Source organism: Glycomyces buryatensis, assembly GCF_004912275.1.
GTDB lineage: Bacteria > Actinomycetota > Actinomycetes > Mycobacteriales > Micromonosporaceae > Glycomyces > Glycomyces buryatensis.
The window spans coordinates 2,929-29,678 of the sequence record NZ_STGY01000081.1 but is presented as its reverse complement, the minus strand read 5'-3'; the positions used below and the strand labels follow the sequence as shown (position 1 = coordinate 29,678).

The 26,750-nt window shown below is 68.1% G+C and carries 26 protein-coding genes; 20 read left to right on the top strand and 6 right to left on the bottom strand.

Annotated features, from left to right (window positions below; all coding sequences use genetic code 11):
• The first annotated feature begins 7 nt into the window (after positions 1-7).
• The 8 genes from folB (at position 8) to FAB82_RS24490 (ending at position 6,873) form a co-directional block, all read left to right on the top strand.
• Positions 8-373 carry a dihydroneopterin aldolase gene (folB, locus tag FAB82_RS24525; RefSeq protein ID WP_136537198.1) on the top strand — a complete coding sequence of 122 codons (366 nt, stop codon included), beginning with the start codon at positions 8-10 and terminating at the stop codon, positions 371-373.
• Positions 370-888 (top strand): 2-amino-4-hydroxy-6-hydroxymethyldihydropteridine diphosphokinase, encoded by a 519-nt coding sequence (folK, locus tag FAB82_RS24520; RefSeq protein WP_136537197.1) that lies wholly within the window; start codon positions 370-372, stop codon positions 886-888. Before folB ends, folK begins: the two co-directional genes overlap by 4 nt.
• Complete coding sequence (locus tag FAB82_RS24515; protein WP_168801756.1) at positions 885-1,466, top strand: DUF3180 domain-containing protein; 582 nt, start codon at positions 885-887, stop codon at positions 1,464-1,466. The genes folK and FAB82_RS24515 overlap by 4 nt, the downstream gene beginning before the upstream one ends.
• Positions 1,467-1,567: 101 nt before the next feature.
• Positions 1,568-2,830: a hypothetical protein gene (locus tag FAB82_RS27310; protein WP_168801755.1), complete on the top strand. Its 1,263-nt coding sequence runs from the start codon at positions 1,568-1,570 to the stop codon at positions 2,828-2,830.
• A 42-nt stretch (positions 2,831-2,872) separates the two neighbouring features.
• On the top strand, positions 2,873-4,192 hold the full coding sequence (locus tag FAB82_RS24505; RefSeq protein ID WP_136537195.1) for a hypothetical protein: 1,320 nt from the start codon (positions 2,873-2,875) through the stop codon (positions 4,190-4,192).
• 215 nt (positions 4,193-4,407) lie between these two features.
• A complete protein-coding gene (locus FAB82_RS24500) occupies positions 4,408-4,872 on the top strand; it encodes a hypothetical protein (RefSeq protein WP_136537194.1) in 465 nt (154 codons plus the stop codon).
• Position 4,873: 1 nt separating this feature from the next.
• Positions 4,874-6,091 (top strand): hypothetical protein, encoded by a 1,218-nt coding sequence (locus tag FAB82_RS24495; RefSeq protein ID WP_136537193.1) that lies wholly within the window; start codon positions 4,874-4,876, stop codon positions 6,089-6,091.
• A complete protein-coding gene (locus FAB82_RS24490; RefSeq protein WP_136537192.1) occupies positions 6,088-6,873 on the top strand; it encodes a hypothetical protein in 786 nt (261 codons plus the stop codon). The genes FAB82_RS24495 and FAB82_RS24490 overlap by 4 nt, the downstream gene beginning before the upstream one ends.
• A gap of 93 nt (positions 6,874-6,966) precedes the next feature.
• Here the strand turns inward: FAB82_RS24490 and FAB82_RS24485 are convergent, their stop codons facing one another.
• The 3 genes from FAB82_RS24485 to FAB82_RS24475 all read right to left on the bottom strand — a co-directional run bounded on the left by FAB82_RS24485 (position 6,967) and on the right by FAB82_RS24475 (position 8,914).
• The gene (locus tag FAB82_RS24485; protein ID WP_136537191.1) at positions 6,967-7,293 is read right to left on the bottom strand and encodes a hypothetical protein; all 327 of its coding nucleotides are present in this window, start codon (positions 7,291-7,293) and stop codon (positions 6,967-6,969) included.
• Positions 7,290-7,898: a hypothetical protein gene (locus FAB82_RS24480; RefSeq protein ID WP_136537190.1), complete on the bottom strand. Its 609-nt coding sequence runs from the start codon at positions 7,896-7,898 to the stop codon at positions 7,290-7,292. The genes FAB82_RS24485 and FAB82_RS24480 overlap by 4 nt, the downstream gene beginning before the upstream one ends.
• A 218-nt stretch (positions 7,899-8,116) precedes the next feature.
• Positions 8,117-8,914, bottom strand: a complete 798-nt coding sequence (locus FAB82_RS24475) for a DeoR/GlpR family DNA-binding transcription regulator (RefSeq protein ID WP_136537189.1) — start codon at positions 8,912-8,914, stop codon at positions 8,117-8,119.
• Between the two features lie 140 nt (positions 8,915-9,054).
• Here FAB82_RS24475 and nagA point away from each other — a divergent pair, with 140 nt between their 5' ends.
• On the top strand, positions 9,055-10,158 hold the full coding sequence (gene nagA, locus FAB82_RS24470; RefSeq protein ID WP_136537214.1) for an N-acetylglucosamine-6-phosphate deacetylase: 1,104 nt from the start codon (positions 9,055-9,057) through the stop codon (positions 10,156-10,158).
• 1 nt (position 10,159) lies between these two features.
• On the opposite strand, the gene FAB82_RS24465 is transcribed toward nagA, so the two are convergent.
• The gene (locus FAB82_RS24465; protein WP_136537188.1) at positions 10,160-10,669 is read right to left on the bottom strand and encodes a DUF4190 domain-containing protein; all 510 of its coding nucleotides are present in this window, start codon (positions 10,667-10,669) and stop codon (positions 10,160-10,162) included.
• 556 nt (positions 10,670-11,225) lie between these two features.
• Here FAB82_RS24465 and FAB82_RS24460 point away from each other — a divergent pair.
• From FAB82_RS24460 to FAB82_RS28960, 10 genes are all read left to right on the top strand, one after another.
• Positions 11,226-12,107: an RDD family protein gene (locus FAB82_RS24460; protein WP_136537187.1), complete on the top strand. Its 882-nt coding sequence runs from the start codon at positions 11,226-11,228 to the stop codon at positions 12,105-12,107.
• A complete protein-coding gene (locus FAB82_RS24455; protein ID WP_136537186.1) occupies positions 12,104-13,168 on the top strand; it encodes a histidinol-phosphate transaminase in 1,065 nt (354 codons plus the stop codon). The genes FAB82_RS24460 and FAB82_RS24455 overlap by 4 nt, the downstream gene beginning before the upstream one ends.
• A 532-nt stretch (positions 13,169-13,700) precedes the next feature.
• Entirely contained in the window at positions 13,701-14,423 is a 723-nt protein-coding gene (locus tag FAB82_RS24445) for an FHA domain-containing protein (protein ID WP_136537185.1), read from the top strand.
• Between the two features lie 183 nt (positions 14,424-14,606).
• On the top strand, positions 14,607-15,092 hold the full coding sequence (locus FAB82_RS24440) for an FHA domain-containing protein FhaB/FipA (RefSeq protein WP_136537184.1): 486 nt from the start codon (positions 14,607-14,609) through the stop codon (positions 15,090-15,092).
• A 22-nt stretch (positions 15,093-15,114) separates the two neighbouring features.
• Positions 15,115-16,383, top strand: coding sequence for a PP2C family serine/threonine-protein phosphatase (locus FAB82_RS24435; protein WP_168801754.1), 1,269 nt, complete (start codon positions 15,115-15,117; stop codon positions 16,381-16,383).
• A 57-nt stretch (positions 16,384-16,440) separates the two neighbouring features.
• Complete coding sequence (locus tag FAB82_RS24430; RefSeq protein WP_136537182.1) at positions 16,441-18,309, top strand: FtsW/RodA/SpoVE family cell cycle protein; 1,869 nt, start codon at positions 16,441-16,443, stop codon at positions 18,307-18,309.
• Entirely contained in the window at positions 18,306-19,781 is a 1,476-nt protein-coding gene (locus FAB82_RS24425) for a penicillin-binding transpeptidase domain-containing protein (RefSeq protein WP_136537181.1), read from the top strand. The genes FAB82_RS24430 and FAB82_RS24425 overlap by 4 nt, the downstream gene beginning before the upstream one ends.
• 96 nt (positions 19,782-19,877) lie before the next feature.
• Entirely contained in the window at positions 19,878-21,161 is a 1,284-nt protein-coding gene (locus FAB82_RS24420; RefSeq protein ID WP_136537180.1) for a serine/threonine-protein kinase, read from the top strand.
• Between the two features lie 69 nt (positions 21,162-21,230).
• Positions 21,231-23,144 carry a Stk1 family PASTA domain-containing Ser/Thr kinase gene (pknB, locus tag FAB82_RS24415; protein WP_136537179.1) on the top strand — a complete coding sequence of 638 codons (1,914 nt, stop codon included), beginning with the start codon at positions 21,231-21,233 and terminating at the stop codon, positions 23,142-23,144.
• A gap of 47 nt (positions 23,145-23,191) precedes the next feature.
• On the top strand, positions 23,192-23,476 hold the full coding sequence (locus FAB82_RS28960; RefSeq protein WP_136537178.1) for a hypothetical protein: 285 nt from the start codon (positions 23,192-23,194) through the stop codon (positions 23,474-23,476).
• A 320-nt stretch (positions 23,477-23,796) separates the two neighbouring features.
• On the opposite strand, the gene FAB82_RS24405 is transcribed toward FAB82_RS28960, so the two are convergent.
• Positions 23,797-24,696 carry a phosphotransferase gene (locus FAB82_RS24405; protein ID WP_136537177.1) on the bottom strand — a complete coding sequence of 300 codons (900 nt, stop codon included), beginning with the start codon at positions 24,694-24,696 and terminating at the stop codon, positions 23,797-23,799.
• Positions 24,697-24,699: 3 nt separating this feature from the next.
• The gene (locus tag FAB82_RS24400; protein WP_136537176.1) at positions 24,700-25,176 is read right to left on the bottom strand and encodes a glycine-rich domain-containing protein; all 477 of its coding nucleotides are present in this window, start codon (positions 25,174-25,176) and stop codon (positions 24,700-24,702) included.
• Between the two features lie 152 nt (positions 25,177-25,328).
• Between FAB82_RS24400 and FAB82_RS24395 the strand changes: the two genes are divergently transcribed.
• Positions 25,329-26,627: a helix-turn-helix domain-containing protein gene (locus FAB82_RS24395; RefSeq protein WP_136537175.1), complete on the top strand. Its 1,299-nt coding sequence runs from the start codon at positions 25,329-25,331 to the stop codon at positions 26,625-26,627.
• Positions 26,628-26,750 lie beyond the last annotated feature (123 nt).

Genomic DNA, 26,750 nt, shown 5'->3' with positions numbered 1-26,750 from the left:
CGGGTGCGTGGATACCGACCTGATCACCTTGTCCGGCCTGCGCGTGCACGGCAGGCACGGCGTGTTCGACCACGAACGCGAATCCGGGCAGGACTTCATCATCGACGTCGCGCTCGCCGCCGACACCGCCCAGGCCGCGGCCACCGACGACCTCAAGTACACCGTCGACTACGGGACGCTCGCCGACACGCTCGCCGACATCGTCGCCGGGGAACCGGTGAACCTCATCGAGACCCTCGCCGACCGCCTCGCCCAGGCCTGCCTGGCCGACTCCCGCGTCCACCGCGCCAAGGTCACCGTCCACAAACCGCAGGCGCCCATCGCCCAGCAGTTCAGCGACGTGTCGATCACGATCGAGAGGTCCCGCACATGAGCCGCGTCGTATTCAGCCTGGGTTCCAACCTCGGCGACCGCGAGGCCCACCTGGTCTCCGCGATCGAGAAGATCGATCCCGAGGCCGTCTCCGAGGTCTACGAGACCCCACCGTGGGGCGACGATGAACAGCCCACCTACTACAACATCGCCGCGATCGCCGACGACCCCGACCGCGGCCCCGAGGAATGGCTCCAACTGGCCCAGCGCCTCGAAACCGAGGCCGGGCGCATTCGCGACCCGCAGCGGCGCTGGGGCCCCCGCACCCTCGACGTCGACCTCGTCGCCGTGTGGGACGAGGCGGGCGATCCCGTCCTCAGCGAGGACGCCCGCCTGATGCTGCCGCACCCGCTCGCCCACCAGCGGGCGTTCGTCCTGGTGCCCTGGCACGCCATCGACGCGGACGCCGAACTCCCAGGCCGGGGGCGAGTAAGGGAGCTGCTACGCGACGAAGGCCTGGCCGCGGACGCGCGCGCGCTGCGCCGCCTGCACCCGATATGGTCGAAGCCATCATGAAGGAGAGTGACGACAAGCACGGTCCGCGGCCGACCCTGCGGCCGACCGCACCGTCGACCATCGCGGTGGCCGCCCTCGCGGGTGCCGCCCTGACGCTGCTGCTCGTCGCCCGCTACTACCAGCAGGCCCCCGATCTGGCCTGGTACAACTCGGCGGTCATCTTCGCGCTGGCGATCCTGCTGGCGTGGATGGCCTGGAACACCAAGCGCACCCTGCAACCGAGCGAGCGGCAGGTGCGGGCTCAGGCGACCCAGGCCGACAGCGCCGCCACCCGACCCGGGCTGCTGAACGGGCCCGAGCACGCGCTCCAGATCGCCCGGTTCGCGGTCCTGGCCAAGGCCGCCATCATCGCCGGCTCGGCCTTCTTCGGCGCCTACCTGGGCTTCACCGTCTGGCTCGCCGTCCAGTCCGACCGGCTCACCGCCGCCGCCAGCGACCTCCCGTCCGCGATCCTGGGCACCATCGCCTGCGCCGCCCTGACCGCCGCCGGACTGTGGCTCGAGCACTCCTGCCGCATCCCCCCGTCATCGGAGGACTCCGACTCCCCCCGGCCCGATGACGACCGAAACCGATCCTGAACCAACCCCCCGAACCGAATCGGAACCGAGACCGCTGAACCCGACCCGGTTCCTCCCCATCCGGTACATCCCCAATATTTCGCGCGTTACGAGGTGCGCCCATGAAGTTTGACTCCCCAAGCCGCAACGACGACTCGACGTCGTCGCACGATGCTCTCTCCGCCGACCCGCCGGTCGACCGCATGGCCGTCCACGTGGTCTGGGAGATCGGCCTGCTGCTGCTCGGCGGCGGCGTCCTGTTCGCCGTCACCCAGTCCGACACCGGGCCCTTCGCCGCGGAATCGTGGGCCGGATTCATGTCCGCGCTCGTCCCCGTCGTGCTCCTGGCCTCGGCCGTGTCGATCTCGCTGCGCGTCGGCGCCGTCAACCTGGCGGTCGGACCCATCGCGCTGGTGTCCGCGTGGATGTTCGTCGACGCCTCCTCCTCGGGGGCCGCCATGGCCCTTGGCATGGGACTCGGCGTCGCCGGCTTCGCCGGCATCGTCCTGGCGACCTTCTGCGCGTGGCTGCGGGTGCCCGGCTGGGCCGCCGCGGGCGCCGCCGGCGGCGCGATCGTGCTGTGGGCCGGATCGGCCGGCGAACCGGCCGCGTTCCAGCTCGCCGAACTGCCCTCCACCGGGGTCCTCATGGCCCTGGCCGGAGCGGCGGGCCTGTCCATCTTCCTGGGCCTGATCGGCTCCTTCTCCGGTGTGCGCGAACGCCTCGCGCCCATCCGCGACACCCCCGCGGGCGAGCGGCACGGCCGCAGCGGCCTGGTGTTCTTCGGGCTGCTGCTGTCCTCGGTGCTGGCCGGCGGGGCCGGCGTGGTCGTCGCCTGGACCGGCGTCACCGATACCGGGGCCACCGCAATGCCCGACCCGATCCTGCTGTCGGTCATGGCGATCGGCGCCGCACTGCTGGGCGGGACGAGCCTCATGGGCCGCCGCGGCGGCGTCTGCGGCACCGTCTTCGCCTCGGCCCTGCTGCTGTCGCTGACGTGGCTGGCCGAATCGCGCGGCTGGGGCTTCGACGCGGGCTGGGTGGCGCTCGGCGCCATCATCGCCGGATTCCTGGTCACGCGCCTGGTCGAGGCCATGAACACCGCCGAGGACGCGGCGCTGCCGCAGAGCGGCAAGGCCGGCACGGTCGACGACCTGCGCGAGGACGAATCGTTCGACGCGGGCCAGGACACCGGGGCCTACGGTGAATACGACGAGGACTTCGCGAACGTCGGATCCGGCGGCGACCCCTGGGCGACCACGAGCGGCATTCCCAAGCAGGGGAACGACCCGTTCGGCGCGTCCGGGGTGTTCGACGACCTGCGCGGAGCCGGCGACGGCTTCGGCCGCGACCAGCGCGGCACCGAACACCGCCACGGCAGGTAGTCCCTCTCGACCGACACTCTCTATCCCTCAGAGGAATCGATCATGACCTACATTCCCCCTGAACGCGATGAACCCGCGCTGGACCAGACCCAGAAGCTGGACGCCACCGCCCTCCCGGCGGTGGGCAACGGCGTCGACGTCGCCGGCCCGCCCTCGCCGTTCCAGCCCGCCTCGGCCTCCGACCAGCCGATCGACCCGTTCATCGCGGCGGTCGGCGAGATTGACACCGGAGGGGGCGAGGCGGGCCCGCCAAGGGACCGCCTGACGTTCCAGTTCCTGTGGGAGGCGATCCTGCTGGTGCTGGCCGCCGGAGCGGTGTTCCTCGTCTACCTCGAACGCGAGTCGATATTCGGGACCGAGTTCCCGACGCTGTGGGACGCGGCCTCCGCGCACACGCTGGCATTGGTGCCCATCCTGCTCGGGGTGCTGGCACTGGGGCTGTCGCTGCGCATCGGCGCCGTGAACCTGGCCGTCCCCGCGGCCGTTTACATGGTGACGTCCGCGCGGCCGCTCTCGGTGGACCCGTGGATGAACCTGGCCTGGACGGCGGGGGCCGCCGCCGCGGCGGCGCTGGTGTTCGCGCTACTGGTGCTGGTGATCAGAACGCCGCCGTGGTTCGCGGGGATCGTGACCGCGCTGGCGATCTGGGCGACCCTGCCGCTGCTGCCGCGCCTCGGCCCGGAACTCGAGGGCAACCCCGAGGTCTGGGAGTCGTCGCTGTTCCAGATCGGCGTGGTGGCCGGCGCCGTGGTGTTGGCGATCGGCGGCGGACTGCTGGGCCTGCTCCCGGCCGTGCGCGACCGGTTCAGCTCGGTGAAGTCCATGATCGACGGCACCGGGGGGCGAAGCGCCCCGGCGGTGTGGACGTTCCTGGCCTGCGTGCTCGGATCGATGCTGCTGGCGTTCGGCGCCGGATTCCTGATGTCGATGCTGAACGTGATGGTGCGGGAAGAGGAGTCGTCGCTGAACTTCGGCGTCTACGCCTTCACCGGCCAGTCGGCGATCGGTCTGGAGGCCTTCGTGTTCATCGCGGTGCTGCTGGCCGGGACGAGCCTGTGGGGCCGCCGCGGCGGCGTCCTCGGCGCGGTGCTGGCGACGGTGCTGCTGTGGGCGGGCCTGCTGCTGTGGGAGAACCTTGTGGCGCCGTCCGACGACCAGGAGCTGTACGCCTCCATCGGGTCGGCGGTGTTCGTGGGCGCCCTGGTGCTCGCCGTGCTGATCTCGCTCGGCCTGGACCGGCTCGGCCGTCCGAAGGACCGATCCTCCGAGACCGGTCCGGCCCCGGTGGAGCCGCAGCCGTTCGGGCCGAACGGCACCGGCCTGTTCGAGCCGGCCAGGCCGGAGCAGAACACGACCGCCTGATCGGGATTTCGATTGATCGACTCGCGCCGCCTGGCCGCACTGCGGCCGGGCGGTTCGCATTCCGCCGAAGCCTGTGGCCCCACTGTCCGTCAGGAGTGCGATACGGTGGTCTCCGCATATGAGAACAACCCTCATCGAAAGGTCGAAAGTGCGCTTTTCACCCCCCTCCCCCCTGAGGGCTTTCCCTTCAACGCCTCCGCCCCACGGAGGTTCTGATGGGTGACCGGAGTTTCGATTCAGAAGAGACGCAACGGATCGGCGAAGCGGTGGTCCCGCCGCTGGCGAGCGCCTACGCGGATCTGGCGGGCCTGATCAGTTCCTCGGGCAAAGGACTCGACGGCAACCTGTCACCGGAGCTGTCCGAGACCTATCTCGACTACCACCGCCTTCAGCACAACGCCTCGCAGGAGACCTCCCAGACGCTGGGCAGGCTCGGGCCGACCCTGGTCCAGATAGCCGAGGACGACAGACTGGTGGAGAATGAGATCAACCAGGCCTTCGAGCAGGCCGCTGATGAGATCCAGTCGGACGCATATGGGGGCGAGGGCGGCTATACCCCGATGTCCGAAGGTGAGAAGCCCGAGGAGATGGACGAGACTCCGGGCTCCTACGACGACGATCTGGACGGTCGAACCCCCAACCCGACGGAGAATCCGAACAGCGCGGGGGAGGACGACTGACATGGGTTTCGGAGACTGGCTCGCGCACGAGGCCGGTGAAGCGGTCGATGCGTTCTCCGGCGGTGTGGACAGTACCGTGGACTACATCGAGGAACAGGTCGACACCGCGGTCGATGTCATCGCCCCAGACCCCCCGCAAGCTGAGTTCAGGCCCGCGCCCACGGGCGAGTACGACATCAAGCCCGTGCCGACCAAGGACGAGATTTTCAGTCTCCTGGAGCAGCTTGAGGGGCCGATCCGGAAGGCGATCACTCGGGAGCTCGCGGGAGAACACTACCCGGACTCCAAGGCGTACATCGCCATGTCGCTTGAGGAGTTCGAACGGGACGGTACTCCTGGACGTAGCGAACTGTATTACTGGGATGACAGCATCGAATGTGTCCTACCGACGAAGTACGCGGTGGATTCGTGGGCGGCTTCGCTGGGCAAGATGTACCCGTATCCGGACGCGGTGGCCCCGCAGGTCGCCAACGACTCCGCGCGCGACTCCGCCAGCGCGATCGCGAGCCTCTACAGCGCCTTCGAAGACGCGTTCGGGAGTATCGACCTCGCGGCGCTGGCCGACGAGGCGGAGCTTCAGGCCAAGATCGCCAAGGGCTTCGGCGCCCTGATCGAGCAGTACCAGGGCAACTTGGACGAGATCGAGGCCCTTGGAACGGACTGGGAAGGTGCTGACGCGCAGGAGTACTGGGACCAGTTTGGAAAATATGTCAGTGAAGCTATCAGTAAGCACGATTCGATGGCGGCAAACCTGCATGCCGCTATCGACCTGGAACTCGGCATTCAATCCAGCTTGCAGTGGTCGCTGTACGCATCGGTGCTCGCCACGGCACATCGGTTGGGGGAGCTCACCAAGGAGTCCGAATTCGAACCCGGCGAGATCAAGGCGATTGCCGGAGGGGGGATCTTGATAGGCGCAGTCTCTCTCATCCCGTTGTCCGGGCCGGCGGCGCTCATTGTCGGACTTGCGGGACTCGCTGCGGGCATAGCCGGGTACGCGGGCATAGAAATCACGATCGACCCGAAGATCGAGACGATCCCGAACCTCGAAAAGGTGAACGAAATCGTAGATGCCGTAGTCGCGGGCGCGGCCACAGCGGCTGAAGATGCTTCAAGCGGGCGGACAGGGGTCCTCGACCAGCTTGCGAGCAATTTCGGCGACCACCAGGGTGCGATAGGCACCCCTGGTCTTGTGCCGGGATGTGACTATTTCGGATGAAAACGAAGATGTTCAAGATAATGAGCGATATCCGCTACGTGCTGGCAGGGGCGACTATAACGCTTGGGCTCATTACATTCGGGTGCATTCCCGAACGGGACCAGGGGGATCCTGAGGTTATTGATCCGTCTGAATCTGCAACAACGCCCGAAAGCACATCGCCTACTCCTCCGTCGGTTGACTTCTCTGCCGAGGCGGAATCGATGAGAGGATGGGATGATCTTTGCGAAACAGCGGATTATGAGACTGTTTCCGGGCAGTTTGCGGATGTGATCGATGATGTTCGGTCAATTAATGACTCAGGGGCGGAAGGAAGCAGCCTGATCCAATGCATTGACGACCTGGAGTTGCCGAGGCAGGTTCCCATAGGAGGATTCAAGCTGTGGCTTAAGCCGTATGATTCGAATGTTGCGGCGTGGGAGGCATACACATCAGAGCACAGGACTATCATCCATAATTTTCACGACGTGGATATAGATCCCGATGTGTCATTCGATGTCAGTGGTGATGGGACGTGGGCTCAGGGCGAGGTCGGCGCATTTGAGACTCCTACAACCAAGTCCGAGGGAAACAAATCGGCGCTCGCTGTCGCACAAGGCGATTTCTATATAGTTGAAGTACTCATGCGGTTCGACGATGATGAGGAAGTGCTCCGCTCCGATTGCGAGCCGAACTCTACCGATAATTGCGTCATGACTGCGGCGTATATGGCCGAGTTTCTTGCAGACGAGTATCTTCCCGGCCTGTATCAGAGGATCGAGGACCGCCTGGCGGAGTCCTGAGCTCTGTGGGGCCGTTCGGTTTTACGAAGCCGAACGGCCCCACCTGGCCTTTTCCGTGTCACGGAGGCGCGGCACCGTTGTGCGGGTCCGAAGTCAGCCTTCGCAGTAGCGGATGGTGGACGTCGGTGAGGAGCGGATGATCCCGGCCGCAGTCCAGATGCGGACGGCTTCGGTGGTGATGTGTTCGCGTTTGGCGCGGGCCCACTCGGCGTGCAGTGGCGCGGAGATACGGAGGGTCGGAGCGCTGGTGTCGAGTCCGGTGACAGAGCCGAGGGCGATGGTGTTGTCCTCTTCTCCTTGGGGCTGCCAGGGCGGGTTGCCGCAGAAGGTGATTCGGAGGCGGTCCTGGTGGGGGAGAGACTGGTAGCGCAGGAACCGGCCGTCGATCTCGGCGATGCCTGAGATGTGGAGATCGGTCATGAGACGCCCACTCCTGCCAGGTTGAGGCCGAGGTTCGAGTCGAAGGCGTGCTCCCATGCGGCGATGTAGGACCGGGTCGGGCTCGGTCTGGTACGGCGTGAGGGCGGTGGCGTGGTGAATTGGAGTGCGGGTTGCCGGTCCGGGGTGATGAGTCCGGCAGCGCCTGGGTTCCAGCCGTTGCCGGTGTAGGGGCCGGTCGGCAGCGGCGGGGTCGGGGCCGGCTTGGGCGGTGTCGCCGGGATCGGTGCTCGGTCGATGAACCGGGTCGGAGCCGAGGCCGTGCCTCGGATCGGTGCGTTGATGCGGTGGGAGCCTCGGTAGACCGGGGCGCGGCCGGTGGCCGGTCGGTGTTTTCGGGTCTTGACGGGTCGGTTGATCAGGGCGACAACGGTGCCGAGGAAGCTCTTGAGCGCCAGGTCGATCCGTTCGCGCACCGAGAGGCGCTGCTCGTAGTGGGCCTGGTGGAGGGGCTGGGAGTCTTGGAGGAAGTGGTGCCAGGCGTCCTCGCGGAGCTTCCCGAAACCGTGGTCGGGTTCGGGGCTGGACGCTGGCGAGTTTCGGTCTGGCCCGCAGGGCAGGTGTGAAGGTACGCTGAGGCTAACCACGGGAGGGCTTCCTTCCTGGAGGTGAGTGGTGGGTCGCCAACTTGTTTGGTAGACGGTGAGGCGACCCACCGCGGTCTATTCATTTGGGCGCGCGCTCAAGACGCGTCTTCGCAACTATGACACGGCATGAGCCGGTTTCGGCAGATCTGATCCGTGCGTGTCTCGGTTTCGGTTCTTACGTGTCTAGAAGAATCGGGTTACGTCGATAGTCGTCCCGTTCATCGACCGTTTAAGACCACGATGACGCGGATGCCGGCCTCTTCGAAGGCCCGCAGCTGATCCTTCGAGGCGTTCTGGTCGGTCACCAGGGTGTGGATCCGGTCGGTGGGGCAGATTCTCGCGAAGGCGTGGCCGCCGATCTTGGAGCCGTCGGCGATGACCACGACCTTCCTGGCCCGGGCGGCCATGAGGGCGTTTATCGCGGCCTCGCCCTCGTGGTGGCTGGTCGCGCCGAGCTTGATGTCGACGGCGTCGACGCCCAGGAACGCGATGTCCAAAGTGATCTCGCGCAGGATCGGCGCGGCGAGCGGACCGATGAGCTCATAGGACTGGGGCCGGACGACGCCTCCGACGACCACCACTTTCAAGTGCGGGCGCACGATCAGCTCATTGGCGATGTTCAGCGCGTTCGTGACGATCGTCAGGCCGGTCGATCCGGGCGTCGCCACCAGGTCGGTGCGGGTGGCGAGGGCCCGTGCCACCTCGGTGATGGTGGTGCCGCCATTGAGGGCGATGACCTGGCCGGGGCTGACCAGTCCCGCTGCGGCCGTGCCGATCCGGTGCTTCTCCTCGACGTGGCGGGCGGTCTTGTACCGCAGCGGCAGATCGTAGGAGATGCCGCCGGCGACGGCCCCGCCCCTGGTGCGGGTGATCATCTGCTGCTGGGACAGCTGGTCGAAGTCGCGCCGGATGGTCGCCTGAGAGACGCCGAGCCGTTCCGCGGCGTCCTCCACGGTGATGCGACCGGTCTCCGCGAGGATTTCCAGCAGGGTGTTCCACCGGGCATAGCGGTCCACGTCTCTCCTCGGGTCGATATCGCGGCGGGCCGCCGCTGGCTGCAAGATACTGTGCAAAACATGGTCGCACGCGCTCACGGCGTGCGCGCTCATGCCCATCTTGCCCCATCGCACTGGAGGAGCGTCAGTTGGAAGGCGTCATGCTGCCCGAGATCGGCCGGATCGTCACGCCCGACGGCGTGGTCAACGGGACGATCATTGTGGAGGACGACCGGTTCGAAGGGGTCATCGAGCGCGACGGGAAGCCGTCCGGCTGGGTCCTGCCCGGTTTCGTCGACGCGCACTGCCACGGCGGCGGCGGGCACTCCCTGGCCACCGGTGATGCGGACGCGGCCAGGGCCGCGGCGGCGTTCCACGCCTCGCGCGGGACCACCACGCTCTGCGCCTCGCTCGTGTCCTCGACCCATGAGTTCCTGCTGGAGGCGACCAGGGCCCTGCGTCCGGTGGTCGAAGACGGGACGCTCGCGGGCGTCCACTTCGAGGGTCCGTACCTCTCCAAGTCCAAATGCGGCGCGCACGACACCGAGGTCCTGCGCGACCCCGACACCGCCGAGCTCGCCGAGCTCATCGACGCCGGCGGGGGCGCCGTCAAGATGGTGACCATCGCGCCGGAACTGCCGGGCGCGATCGAGGCCATCGAGTTCCTGGACGCCAAGGGCATCGTCGCCTCCATCGGGCACACCGACGCCGGCTACGAGCAGACAATGGCCGGGATCGACGCGGGCGCCCAGTCCGCCACCCACCTGTTCAACGCCATGCGCCGCTTCGACCACCGCGAACCGGGCCCGATCCCGGCGCTGCTGGACGACGAGCGGATCTTCTCCGAGATCATCGCCGACCCGGCCCACCTGCACCCGGGCACGATGCGCTTCGCCTTCGACGTGTCGCTGCCGGGCTGGACCCTGCTCGTGTCGGACGCGATGGAAGCGGCCGGTCTGTCCGACGGCACCTATCGGCTCGGCCGCCACGAGATCGCCGTCAAGGGCGGCCTCGCCACCGTCGCCGGGACCGACACCATCGCCGGTTCGACCATCACCCTGCTCGACGCCGTCCGCAATGCGGTGAACCTGGCCGGCCAGTCGGTCGAGGCGGCCTCGCAGATGGCCTCGGCGACGCCCGCGGAGTTGTTGAAGCTCAACGATGTCGGCGCGATCGAGTCGGGGAAGTTCGCCGACGCGGTCGTGCTGGACGACGACCTTAACCTGGTATCGGTGATGCGCCGCGGCGTCTGGCTGAAGGTTTGAGCTAGAACTTCGGCGCCGCGTCGGAGTACATGCTCTCGCCTGCTGACAGCAGCACATAGACCAGGCAGAACGTCAGGAACGAGGCGATGCCAAGCACTAGCCCGGTGACGGCCATAGTCTTATTCGTGGCCTGTCTGCGGTTGGTCCGAGTCCAGCCGATGGCGCCGAAGACGATTGCCAGGACGCCCAGTGGCCACGTGAACAGGTTGACCCCAGGGACGAACGACACCGCCACCGCGACGATTCCGCAAACCAGAGCGGCCGTGCCCAATCCGTTGCGCGCCTGGTGCCCGTACTGCGGGCCGCCGCGGTTGTAGTCCGGCGGGAGCGGAGGCGGCGGTGGGATCGACGAGCCCGCGTATGGTCCGCTCTCAGATGGCTCGTAGCTGGGGCGCGAGGAGCCGGAGCTCGGCCCCTGGTCGCCCCGGCGCTGCTCGGGGCCCGACCCGGAGCCCTCCTCGTCCGGGCGCTCGGGTTCGGACGGTCCGGGGGTCGGCGGGTAGGTGGTCATGGCGTCCTCCTCAGCAGCAGCGCCGCAGCGCTCATGTCCCGCAACGTAGTCCAATGCGAAGCTGTGGGACGCCTGTTTCTGGAGATCGACTCGGACACTGATGAGGCCAATGAGGTCTCTTGGGCGCCCCGTCTCGATCAATCGCGACGCGAACTCGGATTTTTTGCCGATAGGTCTTTACTACCCGTCAGTAGACGAGTAGAAATGAGTTACGGATTCGGAGGGACTTCCGGGGGACAGGTTCTCCAAAGACCCGAAGAATTCGTGCGCAGCCGCCGAGCACCCACGTGCGACACGAGCCGTCGGGAGGCACAGCGGGCCACCGCACCTAGGGGCAGGGCACCGCGAATGCAGACTTCACGCTTGGTAACTCGGTACGGATGCGCATAGCAAGTGAGAGCGGCCCAGTCGAGGCAAGACACCGACTGGGCCGTATCGCTGCGCTCATCGAATCCCAGCGCACCGGGGCCTGACCGGACCGGTACCGCATCGCTCCCAACTGCCTGTGTCCTAACTCCCTGGTTCCCTTCAGGGCGGGCTGCAACAATGGGCGACGATGACCATGATCGAACCGGGCTGGTACAAAGATCCCGCCGACCCAGCCACGCAACGCTATTGGGACGGCTCGGCCTGGGTGGGCAAGCCCGTCCCCGCCACCGCCGAACCCCCCGAGCGGCCCGAACCGCTGGATCCGGAACCCGAACCGCCCGCGGCCAAACCATCCGCACCGGAGCGGGGCGACCAGACCAGCCTGTACGCCAAGGGATTCGGCGATGACGACCCGCCGAAACTCGTCCAGCGCACCCCCGGCGCGGTCCAGCCGCCCGACTCCATCCCCATCCGCTCCCTCGGCGTCACCGTCGGCTGGATCTCCCGCCGCGACATCGCCCGCATCCTCTCCGGCCGCACCCTCGCCCACCCCGGGCAGCGCTTCGTCGCCCGCCTGGTCGACTTCCTCCTGATCCTGGCCCTCAACGCCGTCATCAACGGCTACTTCATCTATCAGATGGTCCGGGACGCCTGGCCTCACATACGCGATTACATGGAGGCCTACACCGCCGACCCGGACTCAGGCGCGCAGCTCGAAATGCCGGCGTCCGTCTCCGAGCAGTGGTGGATCGTCCTGCTCATCGCCCTCGGGCTGTGGTTCGCCTACGAGGTCCCCTCGACCCGCGACACCGGGCAGACGCTCGGCAAGCGGCTCATGGGCATCAAGGTCGTCTCCCTCGCCCCCAAGATCGAACTCGGCTGGGGCCGGCTGATCCTGCGCTGGTCCTACGCCGCACTGCCGCTGATCTGCTTCCCGTTCGGCGCGATCCTGTGGTTCCTCGACGCGATATGGTGCATCCGGGACCGCCCGTTCCGCCAGTGCCTCCACGACAAATCCCCAGGTACCGCCGTCGTCGAGGTCACCCGAGAGAAGGAGCCGACAGCATGAGTGAGCCCATCCGCGCCGATCTGGACGCCATCCCGCTCTACGTCCCCGGCAAGGCTGCGCCCGACGCCCTCAAGCTGTCCAGCAACGAGGTCCCGTACGGCCCGCTCCCCGGCGTGGTCGACGCGATCACCGCCACCGCGACCGAGGTCCACCGCTACCCCGACCTGGCCGCCACCGCTTTGACGCAGCGGCTCTCGGAGCGGCTCGCGGTCGGTCCCGAGCGGATCGCCACCGGCACCGGATCGGTCGCCCTGATCGGCCACCTCATGCAGGCGCTCGCCAGCCCCGGCAGCGAGGTCGTCTACTCGTGGCGGTCCTTCGAGGCCTACCCGATCGCCGCCACCGTCGCCGGACTCACGAGCGTCCAGGTGCCGAACGCGCCCGACCACCGGCACGACCTCCACGCGATGGCCAAGGCCGTCGGACCCGACACCCGCGCGATCGTGGTGTGCAGCCCCAACAACCCCACCGGGCCCGTCGCCACCGCCGATGAACTGGACGAACTCTTCGACTCGGTCCCCGAATCGGTCCTCATCGTCATCGACGAGGCCTACCGGGAATTCGTCACCGACCCGGCCTCACCGGATGCGCTCGAGCGCTACGGGGACCGGCCCAACGCCGTCGTCTTCCGGACCTTCTCCAAGGCCTGGGGCCTCGCCGGCCTCCGCGTCGGCTATATGGTCGCGAGCCCCGAAGTGGCTGCGGCCGTGCGCAAGTGCGTGATCCCGTTCGCGGTCAACGTGGCCGCGCAGTCCGCCGCGCTGGCGGCCTTGGACGCGGAGGAGGAGATGCGCCGCCGCGTGGCCCTGGTCGTCGCCGAGCGCGAACGCACCATCGCGGCGGCACGCGAGATCATGCCGGGCATCCCCGACTCGCAGGCGAACTTCTTCTGGCTTCCGCTGGCGGGCGGCGCGGTGGACTTCGCCGCTCACTGCCAGCGGTTGGGGATCCTGGTGCGCCCCTTCGCGGGTGACGGCGTCAGGGTCACGTTCGGGCGGCCCGAGGATAACGACCGGATGCTGGAGGCGCTGCGCTCGTTCTCGCCGACGAACGAGTCGTAGATCTCGGTCAGCGTCTGCTTCTGCTTCGCGGTCAACTCGCGGTCGGTGGCGATGGCCAGCGGGGTGGCCGAGCCGTCGTCCTGACCGATGCCGGCGCGGAGGTACATGACGGGGGTGGCCACGCGCAGTGCCAGCGCCATCTGACGCAGTACGGCACCGGAGGAGCGGCGCACGCCGCGCTCGCCGTTGAGGTAGGGGTTGGAGACCCCGGCCTGATCGGAGAGTTCGCGGAGCGAGACGTGCGCTCGTTTGCGCACGTCGCGGATCAATGAACCAAAGTCGCGATCTGTCACCCGCGTCACCATACGCGCCCTGGCGGGTCCCCGCCACCCGACCCAGGCCTGGACAAGTGGGAAACGGTACGCGAGAAGGACTCGCACCTCACCCGAACAGTGGACCCGAGCGTGACTCTGGGAACGGTTGCGTCTCAACCGCTCGCCGTGGCTCGACGCCAGCCGATACCATCGGATACCGACGCAGATATTCAGGCCAGCGTCACCGCCCGTTCGGCGTCAGATGAGGAGGAGAGCCGGTGAGCGTTCTGCAACGCTTGGAAAAACAATTGGAGGGCCTGTTCGAGGGCACCTTCAACAAGATGTTCAAGGGCGTTGTGCACCCGGTTGAGATCGCCAGCGCCATGCAGCGTGAGGCGGAGACCCACAAGGCCGTGCTGGCCGGTGGGCGCGTCCTGGTGCCGAACCGCTATGTCATCGACCTCTCCCCGCCCGACCACGACCGGCTCGCCCCGTATGCGGCCGCTCTGGCTCAGGAGCTCGCCCAGTCGCAGGCCGAGTTCATCGGTGAGAACGGCTGGACCGTGTACGGCGACGTGATCGTGGAGATCGAGCGCGGCGAGGGCCTGGACACGGGCATGTTCCGCGTGACGGCCGAGGTCGCGGCGCTGAACGAGGGCGCCGAGCAGCCGGTTTCCGGCGGCGGCGGCGGTGGCTACGGCCCGGCGCAGCAGCAGGCCCCGACGGGTCCGGTGCTGGTGGCGGCCGACGGTCGCCAGTTCACCGTCGCGCACGGCTCGACCACCATCGGCCGCGGCGAGCAGGCCCAGATCCGGCTTCCCGACGTGGGCATCTCGCGCCGCCATGTGCGCGTGGATTTCGACGGCCGCCAGGTGTCGGTCACGGATCTCGGTTCGACGAACGGGACGCTGGTCAACGGCCAGCGGATCACCACCGTCTCCATGCAGCCCGGTGACGTGGTGCAGATCGGCACCACCTCCCTGACGCTTCAGGCGGGTTAACGGTTCGGCGGGGCGGCGTCTTTGCCGCACCGCCTTTTCCACGCTTCAGGCTCCAGCCTCGGCCCCCGTCGCCGGTGGTTCGGCTTGCTTTGCGGCACTGCCCGATCACCAACACCCCGGCTGTGGCGTGCCGCCGTGGGCTAACGTGTCTGGGACTGAGCAATTGTCCATTGGGAGCGTCGCATGCCTGAGTTGGTCCAGACCGTTGCCCGCTTCGGGCTCCTCGTGCTGCTGTGGCTGTTCGTGTTCGCCGCGGCCCGGACGGTCACCAAGGACCTGTTCGCGCAGCGCCGTCCCGCCGCGGCCGGCGGCCCGCCCGCCGGTCCCGTCTCGGCTCCGCCCGCCCCGGGCGGGGGCGGTCGCCAGCGGCCCGCTCAGACAGCACAGTGGTTGGTGGTGACGACCGGTGAGCTGGCCGGGAGGCGTTTCGTGCTCTCCGGTCAGACGATCACCATCGGTCGCGCCCCCGACTCGACGATCGTGATCAGGGACGACTTCGCGTCGAACCGGCACGCCCGCGTCGCGCCGGTCGACGGGCAGTGGATGGTCGAGGACATGGGCTCCACGAATGGGACGTACCTGGGGCGCGCTAGAGTCACCAGACCTACGCCGGTTCCACTGGGAGTCCCGATTCGGATCGGGCGTTCATCTTTCGAACTGCGGGCCTGACCTGCGCGACGGCGGTAGATTTATGAGTTTGTATCTGGAGTACGCGGCGATTTCCGACCGCGGCGTGGTCAGGCAAGGCAATCAGGACTCGGTGTACGCCGGGGCCCATTTCATTGCGGTGGCCGACGGCATGGGCGGCATGGCCGCCGGTGACCTCGCGTCGGCGATCGTCATCAACACCGTGGCCCGGCTGGACACCCCGCCGCCGGCGGAGTCGGTGGCCGATGAGCTGGCCGACGCCGTCGCCGAGGCCAATCGCGCGATCCGGCGGCTCGTCGCGGAGGACCCCCAGAAAGAAGGCATGGGGACCACCCTGACCGCGCTGTGGTTCGACGGCGAGTGGTTCAACATGGTCCACATCGGCGACTCGCGGGCGTACCGGATGCGCGACGGCGGCTTCGAGCAGATCACCGTCGACGACACGTACGTGCAGATGCTGGTCGACGAGGGCCGCATCACCGCCGAGGAGGCCGAACGGCACCCGCAGCGTTCGCTCCTGTTGCGCGCCTTGGGCGCCGCGGAGGTCGAGCCGGCGTTCCAGACGCTCAAGGGCGTCCCCGGCGACCGGCTGCTGCTGTGCTCGGACGGGCTTTCCGGCCCCGTCTCCGACGCGGACATCGCCGCCACGCTCCAGAACGCCGCGACCCCCGCCGAGGCGGCCGAGTCCCTGGTGGGCCAGGCGATCGAGGCCGGCGCGCCCGACAATGTGACCGTCCTGGTCGCCGACGTGGTCGAGACCGAGCCGACCGACCTGCACCCGATCATCGCCGGGGCCGCCGCCGACGCGCGCCTGGCCGAGTCGGACACGGCGGTGCTGCGAGCGGTCAAGCGCGAGAACGAGAACGAGGCCGAGTCGGTGGCCGCCGAGGACGAGCCCGAGAAGCCGAAGAAGCGCCGCGGGGCCCGGGTGTGGCGGACCGTCCTGGCGTCGGTCATCGTGCTGTCGCTGCTCGCCGGGGGCGGGCTGTGGTGGGTCCGCGAGCAGTACTTCATAGGAGTCACGGGCGAGGGCGATATCGCCGTCTACCGCGGCCTGCCGGTGGAAGTGGCCGGATACCAGGCCGCGTGGGTCGAGGTCCGGTCCGAGCGCAGCGCCGAGGACGCCGTCGACGAGGTCCGGTCGGATCTGGACGAGGGCATCGTGGTGGAAGACCTCGCCGCGGCCGAGTCGGAACTGGAGGAGTTGACCGACTCTTCCTCGGGGAACGAGCATCTCGTTCCCCTGTGCTCCTCAGGGGACAGCGTCACTGACCCTGTTCCTGCAGCTTCGCAGGACTGCCGAGAGTCATAAGCGGGCCCGATGTAGGCTCACTTCGTCATTCCGAGACGCGAGGGGGACTGAGGACTGATGGCCCAGCCGATGTCGGCCACTGCCAAACCGGCCGGCCCGTCCGAGCCGCCGCTGACGCCCCTGTCGGGAATGCCCAAGCGCGTAGGGCGCCAGATCACGATGCTGATCATCGCCTACATCGCGACCCTGAGCTTCCAGATCACGATCGACCTGGCACTGATCTCGAAGACCAACTCGGTCACGTTCATGCTGCCGACGATCATCTTCCTCGCTTCGCTCGGCGCCTGGACGATCACCCGGTTCCTCGCCCCCTACGCAGACCCGCTGCTCATCCCGATCGCCTCCTTCATCACCGGCATCGGCATCGTCTTCATCCGCCGCCTCGACCGATCGGCGACCACCGTCGACCCGCTCCCGGCCGACGCGGGCATCTTCGCCGGCCAGGGCGGTCGGCAGCTGATGTACTTCATCGCCGGGGTGGTCCTGCTCGGGATCCTGCTGGCGGTGGTGCGCGACCACCGCGTCCTGCGCAGCTATTCCTACATCCTGTTGTTCACCGGTATCTTCATCGCGGCGCTGCCGGGCTTTCTGCCGTACTCCATCTCCGGTTCGGACGGTTCGAAGAACTGGATCCGCTTGGGCGGCTTCTCGATCCAGCCCTCGGAGTTCGCGAAGCTGATGCTGCTCATCTTCTTCGCCGTCTATCTGGTGCGAAAGCGCGACATGCTGGCGGTGGCCGGACCGAAGTTCCTCGGCATGCAGTTCCCACGGATGAAGGACCTGGGTCCCATCCTCATCGTGTGGGCCGCCAGTATCGGCCTGCTGGTGCTGGAGAAGGACCTCGGGACGTCGCTGCTGCTGTTCGGCATGTTCCTGTCCATGCTGTACATGGCGACGCGGCGGGCCTCGTGGATCCTCATCGGCCTGACGCTGTTCATGGGCGCCTGCATCGCGATCTACCCGTTCATGGGCCACCTCCAGACCCGAGTGCTCATCTGGCTCGACCCGTGGAATCCGACCTACGTATGGCCGCCGCCGGAGGGCGGGCCGTCCTCCTATCAGCTGGTCCAGGGCCTGTCGGCGCTGAACGCGGGGGGACTGCTCGGCAACGGGCCGGGCGCGGGCAACCCCAACCTCATCCCGGCTTCCGAATCCGACTTCATCCTGGCGGCGTTCGGTGAGGAGACCGGCCTGGTCGGCCTCCTCGGGCTGCTCCTGCTGTACGCGATCCTGGTCGAGCGCTCGTTCAAGACCGGGATCATGTGCCGCGATCTGTTCGGCAAGCTCATGGCCGGCGGTATCGCCTTCCTGATTGCGCTGCAGCTGTTCGTGGTGGCGGGCGGCGTCACCGGCCTCATTCCCATGACGGGTCTGACCACTGTTTTCATGGCAGCCGGCGGTTCCTCGCTGGTCGCCAGCTGGCTCATGCTGGGCCTGTTGATCCGCGTTTCGAACGACGCCCGCAAGCCCTGGCAGGTCTCCTACGGCCTCCAGAAGACCGAGGCGCCGGCGGAGTTCCTGGCCGAGCAGGCCGCCCGCAAGGCCGCCGAGGAGGCCGCCACCGCGGGCGTCGCGGCCGACGGGCCGCTGCCCGGCGGCGACCAGCCCACCGAGCTCATCATCCCGGCCGCGATGCAGGGCGGCGGCACCGTCGCCCCCACGAGTGGACCCCCGGCCCCCAATGGCGGGCCGACGCTGCAGAGCCCGCCGAACGGGCCGCCACCCGGCCCGCCGCACCCGAACGGCGGACCGCCGCCCGGGCCCGGCGGCCCGACCACTCAGCAACCGAACCAGCCCGGCCAGGCCCCCGGAAATCCGGGAAGCACGGCGCAGGCCCCTTCGCCGCCGCCTCCGCCGCTGTCGGCCTTCGAATACCGGCCCCAGCCCCCGGCATACGGTCCCGACAAGAAGGAGGGGGAGCAGTGAACCCGTCTCTCAGGCGCACCGGCCTCATCGCGCTCATCCTGCTCGGAGCCCTGCTCGTGCAGGTCACCTGGGTGCAGTTCTTCCACCACGACGACTACGACGCGCTCAGCGCCGGGCGCACCGTCATCACCGAGTACGAGGTCCCGCGCGGGGAGATCCTCGCCGGCGACGTCCCTTGGGCGTTCTCGGTCGAGACCGACGAGGAGTCGACCTACGACTACGAGCGCGCGTACGCCGAGGGCAACTACTTCGCCAACCTCACCGGCTACAAGTCGATGCAATACGGCGCCACCGGCATTGAGGCCGCCGAGAACGAACTCCTCAACGGGACCAGCTCGCTGTTGGCCTTCGACGACGTCCTGGGCACCATCTCGGGCGAGTCCAAGCCGGGCGGCAATGTCGTCCTCACCGTCGACGACGACCTCCAGCGGGCCGCCTACGACGCCCTCGCCGAGACCGGTGTCAAGGGCGGCGCGGTCGTCATCGACCCGAAGACCGGGCAGATCCTCGCCCAGGCCACCCACCCGGGCTGGAATCCCGCCGGCGTCTCCTCGAACAGCTCCGAGACGCGGGAGGAGGCCTGGGCCGAGGTCAACAACGACGACAACCCGGCACAGGACCGCACCCGCAGCGATTTCTACCCGCCCGGTTCGACGTTCAAGACGATCGTGGCCTCCGCGTTCATCGAGAACGGCCTCGGCGACGCCGACACGATGGTCCCGGCCGGGAACTCCTACACCGCCCCGAACACCGACCACGTCATCACCAACTCCTCCGACCAGTGCCCGAACGCGCAGTACACCCTCAAGGAGGCGTTCGCGAAGTCCTGCAACACCACCTTCGCGGCCCTGTGCGCGGAGGACGACTTCCTGACGCAGGAGCAGATCGCCGACATGGCCGACGCCTACGGCTTCGGCGAGGCGTTCGAGACCCCGCTGAACTCGGTGGCCTCCCAGACCGGTGACCTCTCCGAGGACGCCTTCCGGGCCCAGGCCTGCATCGGACAGCAGGAGGTCCGCGAGACGGTCCTGCAGAACACGATCATCGCCGGCACCATCGCCAACGGCGGCGAGCGCATGGACCCGCAGCTGATCGCCGAGCTCACCGACTCCGAGGGCAACACCCTCCAGCGGGGCGACGAAGACTCCGCCGGGGACTCCATCTCCTCGGGCACCGCCGACGAGATGCAGAAGCTCATGGAGTCCGTGGTCACCGACGGCACCGGCTCCGCCTCGGCGGTCGACGGCTACACCGTCGGCGGCAAGACCGGCACCGCCGAGCACTCCGCGGACGCCGACGGATCCGAGGCCGACCACGGCTGGTTTCACGGCTGGGCGATGGACGAGGACGGCGAACCGGCCGTCGCGGTCTGCGTGTTCCTCGAGTCGTACGGCGAGCAGGCCTCCGCCACCGCCGCCGGCATCGCCGGGGACCTGATGGAGCAGGTACTCGAGGGTAAATCGGAGGAATGAGATGCGCTCCCCGCGGCACGCAACGGGGACGGGCCACTGAGCGTGTGGTCAGTAGACTAAGGCCCCTACCGTCCCCGGAGAAATAAGGAGCACGCCGTGTTGAGCCCCGAAATGCTGCTCGGGCAACGCTACCGCTTGCTCGAGCGCATCGCCGTGGGCGGCATGGGCGAGGTCTGGCGGGCCAGCGACACCGTTCTGGAGCGCGAGGTCGCCGTCAAGGCGATGCTCCCCGCCCTGCTTTCAGAGCCCGGTTTCGCCAAGCGGTTCGTCGTCGAGGCCAAGACCGTCGCCGCGCTCACCCACCCCGCCATCGTCAGCGTCCACGACTACGGCGAGGCCCCGCTGCCCAGCGGCGACACCACCGCCTACCTGGTCATGGAGTACGTCCAGGGCCAGTCCCTGGCCGACATCCTGTCGCAGCGCGGCGCCCTGCCCGCGAACGAGCTGATGCCGATCATCGCCTCCATCGCCGACGCCCTCCAGCACGCCCACGACCGCGGCATCATCCACCGCGACATCAAGCCCGGCAATATCCTCGTCCGCACCAGCGACGGCCAGGCCGTCCTGACCGACTTCGGGATCGCCCGCTCGGGCTCCGCCGGGGACCTGACGGCCACCGGCGCGGTCATGGGCACCGCCTCCTACCTCGCGCCCGAGCAGGCCGAGGGCACCGGAGTGCTGCCCGCCTCCGACATGTACTCGCTCGGCGTGGTCGCCTTCCACGGCCTCACCGGCCGCCGCCCCTTCGACGCCGAGAATCCCATCGAGCTCGCGCTCCACCACGTGCGCACGCCGACGCCGCCGCTGCCGCCCCAGCTCCAGCCCGGCGTGCGGGCGTTCGTAGAGCGCGCCATGACCAAGGACCCGTCGCAGCGGTTCGGCTCCTGCACCGACATGGCCGCGGCCGCTCGCGCCTCGCTCACCGACAACCCGCCCACCTCGATCATGGCGAACGCGCTGCCGCAGCGCAGCCCCGGCGCGGGCGTCGTGCCCGTCGGCGGCCCGCTCGCGGGCGTCGCCGAGCCCTCCCCGGTCACCGGGCCCTCCCCTGCCCACCAGGTGAACCTCGGCGCCCCGCTCCCGCCTGGGCCCGCGCCCCGGCAGGGCGTGAACAAGGCCCTGCTCGCTACGCTCGCGGGGATCGTCGCACTGGTCATCGTCGGCGGTATGGTGATCCTGCTGATGCAGGGCTTCGGCGACGGCGGCGACGGCGCGGACGACGATCCGACGGGCGACACCGAGTCCGAGCAGACCAGCGAAGAGGTTACGGACGAGCAGGAAAGCCCCGAACCGTCCGAGACAGAGGATCCCGACAACCAGCAGACCGACGACGGCGGCGGACCGGGTGGGTGCCTGGATCCGGCCCTGTGCGACCGATAGGGGCCTGGCGGGCCGCCCGCTGCGATTAGAATCATCCGCGATGAACGGAACACGAGGACGTAAACGGCGATGACGACAGAGCCCCGCCTGCTCGGCGGCAGATACGAGATCGGCGAGGTCATCGGCTACGGGGGGATGGCTGAAGTCCACCGTGGTCGCGACCTGCGTCTCGGCCGAGACGTGGCGGTCAAGCTCCTGCGCGCAGACCTGTCCCGCGACGAATCGTTCCTCATTCGCTTCCGGCGCGAGGCCCAGAACTCGGCCTCGCTCAACCACCCCAATATCGTCGCCGTCTTCGACACCGGGGAAGAGAATGGCATCCCCTATATGGTGATGGAGTTCGTCAACGGGCGCACGCTCAAAGAGGTGCTGCTCGCCGAGGGCCGCTTCGAGTACTCCGGTGCCTGCGAGATCGTCGCCGACATGTGCTCGGCGCTGGACTTCAGCCACAAGCACCACATCATCCACCGGGACGTCAAGCCCGGCAACGTGATGCTGTCGGAGACCCAGCAGGTCAAGGTCATGGACTTCGGCATCGCCCGGGCCCTGGCCAGCGGCCAGGCCACCATGACGCAGACGTCAGCGGTCATAGGCACCGCCCAGTACCTCTCCCCGGAGCAGGCCCGCGGCGAGACCGTCGACGGACGGTCCGATGTGTACGCCGTCGGCTGCGTCCTCTACGAACTGCTCGTCGGACACCCGCCCTTCACCGGCGACAACCCCGTTTCCGTTGCCTACCAGCACGTCCGCGAGGAAGCCCGCCCACCCTCGGAGCTCAACCCCGCCGTGCCCCCCTCGGTCGACGCCGTCGTCATGAAGGCCCTGGCGAAGAACCCCGACAACCGCTACCAGTCGGCCGGGGAGATGCGCGAGGACCTCATCCGCGCCGCCCGCGGCGAGGCCGTGATGGCCCCGGCGGTCATGGGCGCCGACGACCGCACCCAGATGATCGGCGGTGCCGACTCGACCGCCCCGATCACGCCCATCCAGACCCGCGCCGGCAAGCGCCGCCCGTGGCTGATCGCGCTGGGCATCATCCTCGCCTTGGCGGTGGTCGGCGCGGGCGCGTGGGCCATCATGAAGGCGCTGGAAACCGATCCGATGGTCACGGTGCCGACGGTGATCGGGGAAACCGAAGAGGATGCGATCCAGATATTGGAGGACGCGAACCTCGTGGCGGTGCCGGTGGACCAGACCGCAGATTCCTCGGACGACGGCGACATCGACAATGTCATTGACCAGACCCCGGCCGCCGACGACGAGGTCGAGCAGGGCACCGAAGTCGAGATCACCGTCCTCCGGGCGCCCGAGCAGATCGAGATGCCCAATGCCGTGGGCGAGCAGTACGACGAGGTGGAACCCGAGCTCACCGAGCAGGGCTTCAAGGTCGAGCGGGAGTCGCAGGACTCCGCCTTGCCGGAAGGCGAGGTCATCGGCCAGAGCCTCGACGCGGGGGACATGTTCGACCCGGGCACCGAGCTGACGTTGACGGTCTCCGGCGGCGGCGTCGGAAGGGTCCCCAATGTGACCGGCATGACCGAGGAGCGGGCGATCGAGGCGCTGTCCGCCGAGGGCTTCAACGCGGACGTCAGCTACGTCGCCGACGGCAGTACCTTGGGCACGGTCTTCAGCCAGGACCCGTCCGAAGGAGCCGAACTCGACGAGGGCGAGACGGTCGAAATCCAGGTCACCGGCGTCGTCGTCACCTGGGATGCGACGACCGTGCCGACGGACCTCCAGGCGACGCTCCAGAGCGAGGGCCTGAACGTGACGCTCGACCCCGAGGACGGCGAGGCCATCGAATCGGTGACCGGCCCGGACGGCGACCTCACCAGCGGCCAAGCGGTCAAGCCGGGCTCCGACGTCACGATCCGCACCACCGAGGACAACGGCGGTGGCGGCGGAGGCAACGACCCTCCGACGGACGGCGCGACGGCGACCTGCCAGCCGCTCGACCCGACCTGCGACGAGGACGCCGAATAGATCAGCGACGAGGGCCCCGTCCGCGAATGCGGATGGGGCCCTTTTTCATGCTGTTCGGTGGCGGTGAAGTCGATCGGGCGCGGCCCTCAGTGGATGCAGAACTCGTTGCCTTCGGGGTCGCGCATGACGTAGGTCGTGGGGCCGCGGTCGGCGGTGGTGTCGTAGTGCTCGGCGCCGAGGGCGATCAGCCGATCGACCTCTGCGAGCTTCTGGTCCTCCTCGACGTGGAAGTCGATATGGCACCGGTTCTTGGCGGTCTTGCCCTCCGGGAAGTTGCCTTAAGTCACAACCAAAAATTAGGCACTATCGGTACAAATCAACCTCCGCGCTGAATGCGGTCACCGCCATCCTAAGTTTCTAGTGACCGGCACTACTACCAGGCGACAATTCGGCCGCCAGCACGGTCGCCCGGGGCGTGCCGGGCGGCTTCCTCGGAGAAGAGCGGCCATCCGCGCTGGTCGATGACCGTCTAGAACTAGGCAAGGTTGTCCTCGTTGATCTGGCGTATCTCGTCATGAAGCGGGTCATTCCACGAGACCACGCCTCGCTCGCGTTCAGCGTCAATGAGACGGTGCCGGATCTCCTGGTCGGCGTTCGCCCTTGGGGGTCAGTTCTGCCGCCAGCTCAGTGTCTGTCTCGGAGGGCATGATGGTTATTCAGTTCGGTGTTGGTGGAGGTGCTGGGCCCAGCGCAATGCGTGCGCGCTGGATTCTTTGAGCATGTCGCGTGAGGGTTGGCGTTCTGATAGGTAGAGCCAGGTTCCGAGCATCTCGATGGCGAAGGCGCTGCGGATTTCGGGTGCGAGGTGGGGGTGTGGAAGGTGGTGGAGTCGCCAATGGTTGGCTGCATTGCAGGTGTGGCCAGCGGCAACGAGTCGGAAGGCGATTAGCTCGGCATCGATCCACGCCACGCCGGGCCGCGCCCAGGCCCAGTCGATCAGGTGCGCTCTGGAGTGCTGGTTGTCGATGAGGACGTTGTGGGGGTGCACATCCGTGTGGACCAAGTGGTTTCCGACGAGGATCTGGAGTGCGTCGTATTCGGTTTCAGCAAAGGTATTGAGGTGGGACTTGACCCAGGGGTCGAGTTGTGCGGGTGGATCGGCCGCCAATCGCCGCCAGGGCTGCATCCGCTCCCAGCGGTGTGATTCGGCGGCGAGGATGGTCGTCGAGGCAAGTGGCGGAAGGGCGTCGAGATCCCAGAGGGCGGCGGCGATGAGATCGAGATCCGGTGAACCCGGCGCCAGGTCGGCATGGCGACCCCGAACGTGCTTCCAACCGATCAGGACCCAACCTTCGACGTCGATGTTCCAGAGCTGCCGTGGCCCGGGGGCTCCGGCTCCAGCGGCGGCAACCTCGTTGCGGTACATCCATGCCCGGGGATCGTCCGCTGGGATGCCCTTGACGAAGACGGCGCCGTCGCCCGCGTCGATGACGCAAGCGACGGCGTTGTTGATGCCCGCGTTGACGGGCGTGACCTGCCTCAGTTCGCCGCAGTGTTGCCCCACCGCATCGCGCACGGCGGCGGGCAGTTCGTTCCAGTCAACGCGTTGCATCATCTATCCCTCGTGGAACGGCGGCACGGGCGCCGGGTCGTCGTGGCATCCGGAGTGGCAGCCGTTGCACTTGCCCGCTCCGCCGTCCGCGCGCCACAGCTCTGTGTCGACCTGGTAGCCGGCCTTGCGAATCGCCGCGGACGACCGGTCGAGGATGGCCTGAACATCCTCTGTGCTCTGTTCCGCAGGCTCGTCGTGGGGGACGTGGTGGATGAAGCGTCCGGCGACCTGCTCACAGAAGTCAGCGTAATCGCGGGTGTGGAGGATGAACATGTGCCACCCGATGTCGGCGGCCATCGACGGCGAGAGTGGCGCGGTCGAGCTCGCGCACGCCGCAAGGTAGGCCGCGGCCTGGTCCACGCAGCGCGCTGCCATGTCGGCATCGAAGTGGTGCTCGGCCTCGATGCGCGTGACGAGCTTCGCGAACACCTCGTCAGGGATGAGGTTGCGGCCCTTCTTCAGGGCTTTCGTCGTGTCCATTGAGTTCTCCCCTCCTCGTGGCGGTGCCGTTTGGCCCGCCTGGACCTATTCCACCTCCGAGTAGCCTCCGAGCGAAGCGACCATGCAGTGTCGGCAATCCGATTGCATGGTGCGCAAACGGCGTGCACGCTAGGTTCCGGAGGTGCGCGTCCATGAACAACCCCCCGGAATGGACCCAACTGCCGCAGCTCAGCGCCGCGACGATCGGCAAGGTACTCAAGGCCGCCCGAGTTGCGGCCGGGATGGACCTGGTCGAGGCCGGCGTCCGATGCGGCTACTCGGCCTCGACGGTCTCCAGATGGGAGACCGGCAAACGCCGCTGGAGCGTCGAAGACCTCGGCGGCATTGCCGCCCTCTTGGGCGTCCCAGTCCATCTCGTCGGACTGGCCGAGTCGGCAACAGCGGCGTCGGTGATGCCGGTGCCGACAACGGCGCCGGTGGGGAATGATGGGCCTATGAAGCGACGCACACTCATCGCCGCGTCCCTGTCCGCCGTCACCGGCGCCACGCTCGGCGCGAACGCCGCAGCCGCGGACGGGATCGAGCGGGCCCTGTTCACTCCCCGCCAGGTAGCCCGGGTCGGGATGCGGTCCCTTGCCGGCCGCGTCGCCTCGGCCGAGCAGGACCTGAACGCCGCCCGGCTGCACGAGCTGGATCGGCGCCTCCCGAGCCTGCTGGAGACCGCACAGGCCACCTGGACGAACGCGGAAGGGGCCACCCGCGACCGCGCCGCCGGGCTGCTCTCCCGGGCACTTGCGGTCTGCGGGCAGCAGCAGCTCCGACTCTCGCGTGAACCGGTCGCCTCGGTCGCAGCCGACCGCGCCGCTCGGTACGCCGACCTCGCCCACGACCCGGTAGCCGCCGCCGATGCCGCACGGGTCCAAGCCACCGTCCTGCGCCGTACCGGTTCCGTGGTCGCCGACCAAGTGATGATCGCCGCCGCCGAACGACTCCGCGCCGACACCGGCCTTTCGGATGCGGCCTCAGCGGGCATGCACGCGAAAGTCCTCAGCGCCGCGGCCTACACCGCGGCAGGCCGCGACGACCGCGACCTGTCAGCCGAATGCCTCGCCGCGGCCAGAGGCGGCCTCGAACCCTGGGGAGACACCCCGTACCTGGCACAGTCTGATCTGGACGTCTTCACCGTCTCGTGCGACCGGGTCCTCGGCGACTTCGGAGCAGCGCTGCACCACGCCCGCCACGTCGACCTCGACACCGTTCCCGATGCGCACGAGCGAGGCCGGTACTGGCAGGAAGTCGCCATCGCCGCCTACGGCCGCGGACGAATCGACCTGTCTATCGATGCGCTGGCCGAACTCGACGCCGCCGCACCGCAGTATCTGCGCCACCGGTCCTGGGCGGTCGAACTCGTAGACGATCTGCTCCACACCCGGCCAGGCGGGTCCTCGCCCCTGCTGCATCGTCTCGCCGGACAAGCAGCGACTACCTAGCCGGCACCCAGCCCGCGTCGATACGGGTGGGGTGCCCTGTGTTCCCGGTGCCCGTGGTCTCCGCCCCGGGATCTTCTGTCCCGTACCCGTCTGGTGTGCAGGCGGGTTCGGTCGTGGAAGCTC